Annotated in this window: 1 protein-coding gene; it reads left to right on the top strand. The window is 58.2% G+C overall.

All coding sequences use genetic code 11. From position 1 onward, the window contains the following. A partial coding sequence (locus AC3II9_RS21765) for a ribbon-helix-helix domain-containing protein (protein WP_489158773.1) occupies window positions 1–182 on the top strand: 182 nt, incomplete at its 5' end. Window positions 183–275: the final 93 nt, after the last annotated feature.

Raw genomic sequence — 275 nt, 5'->3', positions numbered from 1 at the left:
CGAGTGGCAAGCGACCGGGAAAGTATCACCTCGGCGCATATTTCGATCCGGCCGATCCTACGGCGGAGGCGTTTCGCGTATTGGCAGCGCGGACCCGGCGCAGTCACCAGGATCTCCTTGCCGAGGCGATCAGCGAACTGGTCGCCAAGTATGATGCCGACAAGCAGTTCGGCCGTGCGTGATAATGTGCACATCTGCAATTGTGCAGGACGGCAGGATTGAAGCGACATGACCAAGCGTCAGAATCCCAACCCCGAGTTTGATCTATTCATCCC

The sequence above is a fragment of the Lysinibacillus sp. RU7 genome (genome assembly GCF_057837305.1).
Note: the sequence above shows the minus strand (reverse complement) of the source record. Positions and strands in the feature narration are given on the sequence as shown.